The organism is Microcoleus sp. Pol7_B2, assembly GCF_036701035.1.
In the GTDB taxonomy this organism is placed as follows: Bacteria; Cyanobacteriota; Cyanobacteriia; order Cyanobacteriales; family Microcoleaceae; genus Microcoleus.
In genome coordinates this window covers 94,134-103,421 of record NZ_JAUBQB010000001.1, presented here as the reverse complement: position 1 = coordinate 103,421, position 9,288 = coordinate 94,134, and the positions used below count along the sequence as shown (strand labels likewise).

8 protein-coding genes are annotated in these 9,288 nt (G+C 47.8%); 4 read left to right on the top strand and 4 right to left on the bottom strand.

The window, feature by feature from the left end:
* The coding region (gene rlmB / locus QUA57_RS00425; protein WP_333250884.1) for a 23S rRNA (guanosine(2251)-2'-O)-methyltransferase RlmB at positions 1 to 1,038 on the top strand (1,038 nt) is incomplete at its 5' end.
* A 293-nt stretch (positions 1,039 to 1,331) separates the two neighbouring features.
* Positions 1,332 to 1,610: a DUF1816 domain-containing protein gene (locus QUA57_RS00420; RefSeq protein WP_333058862.1), complete on the top strand. Its 279-nt coding sequence runs from the start codon at positions 1,332 to 1,334 to the stop codon at positions 1,608 to 1,610.
* 129 nt (positions 1,611 to 1,739) lie between these two features.
* Here the strand turns inward: QUA57_RS00420 and QUA57_RS00415 are convergent, their stop codons facing one another.
* The 3 genes from QUA57_RS00415 to QUA57_RS00405 form a co-directional block, all read right to left on the bottom strand.
* Entirely contained in the window at positions 1,740 to 2,576 is an 837-nt protein-coding gene (locus QUA57_RS00415) for an alpha/beta hydrolase (RefSeq protein ID WP_333058861.1), read from the bottom strand.
* Positions 2,577 to 2,631: 55 nt separating this feature from the next.
* Positions 2,632 to 3,933, bottom strand: a complete 1,302-nt coding sequence (locus QUA57_RS00410; protein ID WP_333058860.1) for a serine hydrolase — start codon at positions 3,931 to 3,933, stop codon at positions 2,632 to 2,634.
* A gap of 214 nt (positions 3,934 to 4,147) precedes the next feature.
* Positions 4,148 to 4,603, bottom strand: coding sequence for a helix-turn-helix domain-containing protein (locus QUA57_RS00405; protein WP_039886916.1), 456 nt, complete (start codon positions 4,601 to 4,603; stop codon positions 4,148 to 4,150).
* A gap of 1,079 nt (positions 4,604 to 5,682) precedes the next feature.
* Here QUA57_RS00405 and gatA point away from each other — a divergent pair.
* Positions 5,683 to 7,143, top strand: a complete 1,461-nt coding sequence (gene gatA, locus QUA57_RS00400) for an Asp-tRNA(Asn)/Glu-tRNA(Gln) amidotransferase subunit GatA (protein WP_333058859.1) — start codon at positions 5,683 to 5,685, stop codon at positions 7,141 to 7,143.
* A 118-nt stretch (positions 7,144 to 7,261) separates the two neighbouring features.
* Positions 7,262 to 8,320 (top strand): alpha/beta fold hydrolase, encoded by a 1,059-nt coding sequence (locus tag QUA57_RS00395; RefSeq protein ID WP_333058858.1) that lies wholly within the window; start codon positions 7,262 to 7,264, stop codon positions 8,318 to 8,320.
* Between the two features lie 104 nt (positions 8,321 to 8,424).
* On the opposite strand, the gene QUA57_RS00390 is transcribed toward QUA57_RS00395, so the two are convergent.
* Positions 8,425 to 9,168 (bottom strand): pentapeptide repeat-containing protein, encoded by a 744-nt coding sequence (locus QUA57_RS00390; RefSeq protein ID WP_333058856.1) that lies wholly within the window; start codon positions 9,166 to 9,168, stop codon positions 8,425 to 8,427.
* Positions 9,169 to 9,288 lie beyond the last annotated feature (120 nt).

Genomic DNA, 9,288 nt, shown 5'->3' with positions numbered 1-9,288 from the left:
TTCCGAGACAGAGACAGAGACAGCAGCCCGCAGCCGGCCCGCAACAATTTCCGAGACAGAGACAGAGACAGCAGCCCGCAGCCGGCCCGCAACAATTTCCGAGACAGAGACAGAGACAGCAGCCCCCAGGAATCCAGGGGCAATTATTACAAAGACAGAGACAAAGACAATAGCCCGCAGGAATTCCGGGGCAACCATTTCAGAGACAGAGACAAAGACAGAGACACTCGCCCTGTTGACAGTGCCTCAAATACTGTCGTGCAACCAGACGCAGACACAGACGACATGATTTACGGCCGCCATGCGGTGCAAGCAGCTTTAGAAACAAACCAAGTCCTCAACCGGATCTGGGTTGTTCCCCACCTGCGCTACGATCCCCGCTTTCATAGCTTGTTAACCGAAGCCAAGGCCAACGGCAGCATCATTGACGAAGTTGACGATTTGCGCCTCGACTACATCACGCGCAAAGCAAACCACCAAGGCGTAGCCGCTCAAGTATCAGCCTACGAATACCTGGATTTGAGCGAACTGATCGCAAAGGCTAAGTCGGCTTGCGAAGATCCAGTAATTGTGGTAGCAGAAGGACTCAACGACCCGCACAATCTAGGGGCGATCATTCGCACCGCAGAAGCATTGGGATCTCAGGGCATGGTGATTCCGCAGCGGCGGGCTGTTGGGATTACCTCGGCAGTAAGAAAAGTGGCAGCAGGGGCATTGGAAAGCCTGCCCGTGGCGAGGGTTGTCAATCTTAACCGGGCGCTGGAAGAACTCAAAGAGGCTGGATTCTGGATTTATGGCACTGCAGCAGGCGTCGGTCAATCTATAGAGACAGTCAAGTTCTCCGGACCCACTGTTTTAGTGGTAGGTGGTGAAGCTGACGGTTTGAGCCTTTTGATACAGCGCGGATGTGACGGATTAGTTTCAATTCCTTTAAGGGGCCATACTCCTAGCCTGAATGTCTCGGTAGCAACGGGGATGGCTTTATACGAAATTTACCGCCAGCGCGGGCCCAAAAAGTTTCACGTACACGGATCGTAAAGGTGCTTGAAAAAAAGAGCACAACAGAGTAGTTTATTGTCAATGCTGCCCAGAATTGAGCAGCACCACACCCGGAACAAGTAAGGATAGCCGATCGACTGTCGTTACTTGTTCAGGCGAAAGTAGAAGGGGCCTGGCCCCTACGTTTAAACAGGAATTCGACACCAATCTATTTAGATATATTTAAATAGGTTTGGAGCGGTTCTTGGCAGCAGTCAGCCACGTGTAAATAACAAAAGCCTAGGCGTGTTCGCAGCACCCTGAAAACACCGTCAAATACATTAGAAAAGCAGATGAAAGAATTCTTGATTAGCTTGCTCAACTTTTTCGGATTGGCTTGGTGGGTTGAAGTTAAAACTTCAGCGCCGCGGTGCATTTACTATTTTGGCCCGTTCTTAACCGATGGAGACGCGGAAGCTGCAAAAGCAGGATATGTAGAAGACATAGAAAATGAAGGGGCAGAAGGTGTTAGTGTGTCGATTCAGCGCTGCAAACCAATTACTTTAACTGTTGCAGAAGATTTGGGAAAGCTTGGTGATGGAGGGCTGTGGCCGGTTTTGAGCAGTCAGTAGAAGCAGGGGGAATTTTGAGTTTGGAGAGGGTTACGCTTCCCTCGCAACGCTGTGCGGTTTTGAGGTGTGAGTTATAACTTCAAAACTCTTGAGTGTTGCGTGATAAATTGCTTGTGAAAAACTCAAAACTCAACACTCGCAATTGCCAACTGCTTCGGGGTGACTCTCAATCCAGCGATCGATGTCTGCGAGTACCCGATCGGGAATTTCCCAAGGGAACAAGTGGGCTGTATTGGGATAGCACTGCCACTGACAATCGTGGAGGTGGCGGGCGGTTTCTAAACTGGATGCTGAGGTGATGTGCCGATCGCCGTCTCCGGCCAACACCAAGCTGGGACATTGAATGTCGGCCAGGTGGATCAGTCGATCGTATCCAGCCCTCAGAGCGGTATTTAACGCCTTGGTAGCCGTGTTGGAAGTCTTGAGGTAAGCGGGGGTACCTGCCTGTGCTAAGTAGCGGTAAGGGGTGGCTGTATGCTGCTGTATCAAGTAGCGAAAGAGCGATCGCCTCGCAAAAGTATCAATATTCCACTGCCAGCCGGGTATCGCCCAATTGATAATTCCCGCTAAACCGGTGTAAAGGTTATCTTGCCAAGAGATGGGAGGGTGACTTCCTCGCGGTTTTGCTGCAGATGCAAGGAGAATCAAACCGGTGACTCGCTGGGGATATTTCATGGCTAATTCCAGCGCTAAAATTCCTCCCAAAGACCATCCAATCACCAAACACCGATCGACTCCTAATCTGTCTAATAGTGCTTCTAAATCGACCAGATGATCGGTCATTTCAAAGAAAGTTGAGGTGCGGCTGTTGCCGTAGCCGCGCAAGTCGGGGGCGATCGTTTGGAAGCGTTTTGATAGGTGTTCTGTGAATACCGACATACAATCGCCGGAACCTGGATGGCCGTGCAAGCAGAGAATCGGAAACCCTTTGCCTTTGACGGAAACACTGAGTTTTTGATGCGGCATTTTTTAACTGTTTGGGCGGTGCGTTGTCCCCGCTATAAATTTTATATTCCAGCGGTTAAAAGCTGGGGTTTCGGACAATGTAATCTGCAATTTTAGAAATAGACTGGCGCATTTGTAGCTCGCCGCTGCGGCTGTCAATCACAGTAATCACATAGGCTTCGTCGTCAATGCTCATCGCTAAAGTTGTGCCGAGCACCCGCGAATTTTGGCCTGTTTTTTCGCCCAACCACTGAGCTTTAGTTCCTTGTAACGCAGCAAATCCCAGAGCGTGATCGTACTGGCGGTTGAGAGTTTCTATTAATAGTTTAGCACCGGGTGTTTCGCCGTTGTAAATTTGCACCATCATTTCGGTGAGTTCGTTAGCAGTCAGGCGGTTGCGACCAGAACCGGGGTTGGAGGGCATAATTCTTTCCCCCATCAACTTGAAGTTGACGCGGGTGACTTCGTAGCCACTATTATCTAAATATTGATTGATGTAATCCGATCCCAAATAATCGATTAGTTGATTGGTGGCGATATTGCTGCTGCGATAGATCATTTCTTCTAAGAGTAGCTGTAGCGGGTAATTGCGATTGGACCTAATCTTTGCCGATGCGTCTTCGGTGAAATTACCGCGACTGACTAATACTTCCTGATTCAAACTAATTTTTTCTTTTTCGACTTTTTGCATCAGGGCGACAGCAATCGGCAATTTAATTAAGCTGGCCGGACTGGCAGGCGGCACATCGCCCCGGAGGTTTACGCATTCTCTAGAAAGGTTACAAACACCGATCGAAGCTTGAGCCGACAAACCGCTTTCCCGGGCAAGCGCACCCAAAAAATCTGATTTTGCTTGCTGCACTTGAAAGGTTGCTGCTGTTAAATTTTCCCGGTATTCTTGAGTTTTTGAGGCAGTGAGGGAAGCTAAAAATGAATTTTGAGGAACTTCCTGCAAGTTGTTGAGCGCCTGATGCCAGAAAAATTGAGTTTGCTGCGAAGATGCGATCAACTGATTTGGCTGCCGTTTAGTTTCTACGGCTCTGTTGGCTAAACGGACTGCTTGCTGTAAGTTGTCGTTAGCCCTCTGTTCTACTAATATTTGAGCTTCTACCGATTGCAACTGCTGTAGCAGTTGTTCTTGAGGATTGGCGGCGAAGGGAACTAAGCCGGAGAGGATGGTTGGTTCTGGGGAGGGAGAGGAGGGTTGTTCTAATTCGGTGATCAGCCGATCGCGAATTTTGTAGAGTTCGTCTAGGGAACGCGGGTTAGATGATTGAGAGAATGAACTTGCGATGGTTAACATCTGAACCAGTCCAATGCCGGCTACTACTGCCGCCATCTTGTTGGCGATCGACAAAAAACACCTAATATCTCGCATATTTAACATCCTCAACACCACCACATTCAATATAAGCAGCTATTGTTACATCAGTCAAAGGGTTTTAGATTTTAGATTTTAGATTGAAGAACAAATCTAAAATCTAAAATCTAAAATCTAAAATGGTTTTGATCGCCCCAATGTGGCAAAATAACCAAAATAAAGGGAGCGATCGCACCAAAGCAATCAACCCCCTTTAAATATTGGGAACTATCTACTTTTTGCGCCGCCGTCGCCAGTCAGCACCCAACCGCTTGAGGTAATCCCAGCCGCGTTGGGGCCAGACATGATCGCTACCGATTTTTTCGGCAATCCAGCGAGCTACTTTGGGGCCTGTCCAGTCTCCGCCGTCGGGGGCAGGGCCTTGCAGCGCTTGTCGCAGTTCTTCTTGCTGTTCAGGATTCAGCAAGGATTTCGCAGGAGGGGGCTGGCGGTCTCCGCTGCGGTTTCTCACAGAGTTAGGCCCTTCTCGGTTGTAGCGCTGGACAATTTCTTTGGCGTAGTCGTAGTTGAGGCCTACGACTTGGGCTGCTTGTTTGATAGTCCAATTTCTGGAAACTAAGAGCAGCAAGTGCCAGCGGCGCGACTCTGTGGTGTTTTGTGCCTGCCGGTAGCGAATTTTGAGTTCCTCTGCCGTCAGGTGGGATTCTAAGTGAGCTTTAGGTGGCATTCCTCCAACGGGGCATCGGGAACTTCTTACCATATATCTTTGGTTTTGGGGATAATTCCGGATGAAATTATTTTCCTGGGGATCGTTCGGACAAATAAGTAGCTTTTTTTACCCCAGATGCACGCAGCTAGTCGCACTTGAGGAAGGACTGCTGTTTTTTTGCAGGTGCGCGCAACAGGATACCTCGGCGTGGCGGTGAGCGTTTCGAGCTTTTTTGTGAGCCCCAGATTTCTGACAGGCTTTTTAACCCCTGGCACAATGGGCCTGTATGGGAAAAGGTCGATCGCTATTTTCTTCGATCGCGCAGCCGCCATTAATTAACTCGGCTGACTGATAACTTTCAGTAATTTTTGACTAAAAATTGCCCTTCATAATCTGGTTATAATTATTAGGGGATGTGCTGTCATAATCTAATATTATATTTGTCGTAACTTTTTATTTTTAGTTGATTTTTTCTGGATAGCCAGGAGGGGAGTAATCTCGTCCCAACTCAGCTACAGATGCTTCAATATATGTCTTTAAAAATAAATTATTTCTCACAAAACTGGTACTATATTATTAGTACATATTTAATTTTATCTGAATAGGTTAGCCGGAATAAAGCAGTAAGAATATAGAAGTAGTGTATTTTATATACATCTTTTTATCCCATAAATACTAAGTTTCGTCAAAGATAAGCTGGGTTCTAATATTTTAAAATTTAGATTACAGAATTGGGAATGACTGATTTCCTAATGATTGTGATCTTGCATACACATTCTTGGAGGCAGAACCTAATTATGTAGGGTCGCACTGCACACATTACCCCTTACTTATATAAATCTCGCATCAAACCACTTTTTGCATCAGTCCTGATACACTTGCCTTCTTGGTTTGTTAAAAGATTAGGTAAAAAACTTGCTCGCTATTTTGTGTCGGGTGCGATTTTGGTAATTTAATCTATTGTATATAAAATGACCGATCGCGCGATCGAACTTTCCCCACAAAAATAGCTGACTTTGCCTTCGGGCTGTAAGCAGGTACAATTGCCAGTTATATTAACTGTATTGTCTCAAAGTAGAAATAATAAAGGTACGAGCATGGCATCCATCCGCGAGTTGCACCGACAACTGGTCAATAAAGAACGCTCTGCTGTGGAAATTACTCAAGAAGCATTAGACCGAATTACCCAGCTAGAGCCGAAGTTGAAAAGCTTTCTGTGCGTGACAGCAGACAGCGCACTGGCGCAGGCCCATAAAGTGGATGCCCAAATCGCAGCCGGAGAGCAAATTGGCCTGTTGGCCGGCATCCCGATCGCCGTTAAAGATAATATGTGTACCGAGGGCGTTCCCACAACCTGCGCCTCTCGGATTTTGGAGAATTTTGTGCCTCCCTACGATGCAACCGTCGTCTCCAAACTGCAAGCAGCCGGTGCGGTGATTGTGGGTAAGGCGAATATGGACGAGTTTGCAATGGGGAGCTCGACAGAAACTTCTGCCTATCAAGTTACCGCGAATCCTTGGGACTTGGAGCGCGTGCCCGGAGGGTCTTCTGGCGGTTCTGCCGCAGCAGTGGCCGCTGGAGAATGCGTCGTGAGTTTGGGTTCGGATACTGGTGGATCGATCCGCCAACCTGCTGCTTTTTGCGGGCTGGTGGGGCTGAAACCGACTTATGGTTTGGTTTCTCGGTACGGTTTGGTGGCCTATGCTTCTTCTCTCGATCAAATCGGGCCCTTTGGCCGGACTGTTGAGGATACGGCGATTTTGTTGGGGGCGATCGCCGGTTACGATCCGAGAGATTCCACGAGTCTTAATGTCCCAATTCCTGACTACGCTCAAGCTTTAAGACCCAGTTTGCGACCGAAGGGTCAGATTAGAATTGGTGTAATTAAAGAAACTTTTGGTGTAGGGCTGGACTCGGGGGTTAAAGACGCTGTTACTAAGGCGATCGAGCAATTTCAACAATTGGGCGCAGAAATTCAAGTCATTTCTTGTCCCCGGTTCCGCTACGGTTTGCCCACTTACTACATCATTGCTCCCTCGGAAGCTTCGGCAAATTTGGCGCGATATGATGGAGTCAAGTACGGTTTCCGATCTCCAGATCCCGATAATCTTTTGGATATGTATGCCAAAACCCGCTCTCAAGGGTTCGGTGCGGAAGTTAAACGCCGGATTGCGATCGGCACTTACGTATTGTCGGCTGGATATTACGATGCCTATTATCTAAAAGCTCAAAAAGTTCGGACTTTGATTAAAGAAGACTTTGAAAAAGCTTTTTCTCAAGTTGATGTTTTAGTCTGTCCCACTGCTCCTACTACCGCATTTAAGGCAGGCGAAAAATTCAATGACCCCCTGAGTATGTATTTGTCAGATTTGATGACTATTCCCGTGAATCTTGCTGGTTTGCCAGCTTTGAATTTGCCCTGCGGATTTGATGATAAAGGACTGCCGGTGGGTATACAACTGATTAGTAATGTTTTGCAAGAATCTCGGTTGTTTCAAGTGGCTCACGCTTACGAACAGTCTACGAATTGGCACTTACACCACCCGGAATTGCATTAATTTTTGAAAATCGGCGGAATGCTGCGGCGGAAGTTAGTAATCGATCTTGGCTAATTGTCTGAATTAATCATTTGCCATTAGCTTTTGAGCGATCTCTACTTTCCCGCGTGCTCTATCTATGAACAATTTGCTAGTATTCCTTTTGTCTAAATCGCTAATAGCTTTTGGGATAGTTTTTGCTGTTGCTTATTCTGCTGCTTGTGTATTCCTATTTGTAGCGCAAGGTAAGTTTATCTTTTTTCCTGCGCGGGCGATCGAAACTACGCCAGATGATTTTCAGTTGAAATATCAAGATGTCTGGCTGCCAATTCCAACTAAAACAGGCGCGGTGGACAGCGTGCACGGGTGGTGGATTCCTGCCTCGGAAAATCCCCCCAGCCCCCCCTTCGCAAGGGGTGGAGCAAGAAAGGGGGAGGCTGTTCCCTCTGTTAACACCGGAGACTCGGATACCCCCCCCAGCCCCCCCTTGGCAAGGGGGGGAGCTAGAGGAGTCGGAACGTCCCCGCAAAGTGAGAGACCGGCAGTCGCTCCGGTTCCCCCCCTTAACAAGGGGGGGTTAGGGGGGGTAGTTTTGTACCTGCACGGCAATGCTTCAAATGTGGGAGCAAATGTCGAACACGCTTATCGATTTCATCGATTAGGTTTGTCGGTATTTGTGATGGATTATCGTGGTTATGGAAAAAGCCAGGGCGATTTTCCGAGTGAATCTCAGGTTTATGAGGATGCTCAACTTGCTTGGGATTATTTGGTGAAACAGCGGGGGATTAACCCGAATCAAATTTATCTCTACGGTCATTCTTTGGGAGGGGCGATCGCGATCGATCTAGCGGTGCGTCACCCGGAGGCTGCGGGGTTAATCGTAGAAGGCTCTTTTACTTCAACGCGGGCGATGGTTAATTTCCAAAAAGGGCTGTTTTGGATGTTTCCGATCGATCTTTTGCTGACACAGCGGTTTGATTCTCTTTCAAAAGTCGATCGCCTGCAAATGCCGGTGCTCTTTATTCACGGGACTGCTGACAATGTAGTTCCTGTAGAAATGAGCAAAAAACTGTTTGATGCAGCACCTGAGCCCAAACAGCTTTACATAGTCCCTGAGGGAGGTCACACTAATGTGGCACAGATCGGGGGCGCAGAATATCTGCAAATACTGAGCCAATTTTTAGGTTCTTCAAAGTAGATAAAAGCTACTGGCGGTAACAGGTTAAGTTTGATATCTGTACCGCCTGCTCGCATTTCTAACAGTACATATCTAAAGCGGAGCAGTTATCCCGATGATACCGCTTACTGCAACCTTAATACATTCAGCCACCAGTCATTCAAGGCATAGCAGTAATTGCAGTAATTGTTCGTGCTTATCGCTTGTTCTTTCTTAACTTCGCAGCCTCGCCGAGATATTTTTCTGTTCGGCATCCGGGCCCCGCAGAGATTGGCATCTGTGAGATTAGCTTTGTTCAATCTTGCATCCCTCAAGTCGGCAGATCTAAGGTCTGCACCGCTGAGATTTGCACCGCTTAAATCGGCTTCTTGGAGGTCTGCACCGCTGAGATTTGCACCGCTTAAATCGGCATTTCTCAGGTCGATTCTACTTAGTTTAGCGGCGCTCAAATTACTGCATTTTAAGTTAGCCAACTGGAGGGATGCGTCTCGCAGAAAACTCTCGCTGAGGTTAGCATTTTCTAAGTTAGCTCCCCTGATGTCGGCCCTGCTCATGTCGGCTTTGCTGAGGTCGGCGTCGGCCAAAAAGGCGTTTCTCATGTTGGCGTTGTTTAAATTAGCTTCCATTAAGTCAGCCGCAGTCAAGTCAGCATCAACTAAGTCGGCCCTGCTGAGAGTGGCGCGGCTCAAGGAAGCCCCAAACAAATCTGCACGGCTCAAGGAAGCGCCAAATAAGTCGCATCCGGGACATCCTCTGGTTTCTAGCAGCCGCTTGACTAGAGACACATTTTGAGCTGGTAAGGGAAGTGCGGCGCAAAATGGGAGTAGCATTATCGCTGCAGTCAGAATTTTCAGTTTGATTTTGGTCATAGTCTGGGTAAGTCCTGTAACTGCCTTTCATCACCGATTTGTCTGCTGGACTTACGTGCGGGAGACCAAAAACCCGGTTTCCTCGTTAATTCCTCGCTGTCAAACCCAGTATTCTAAGCA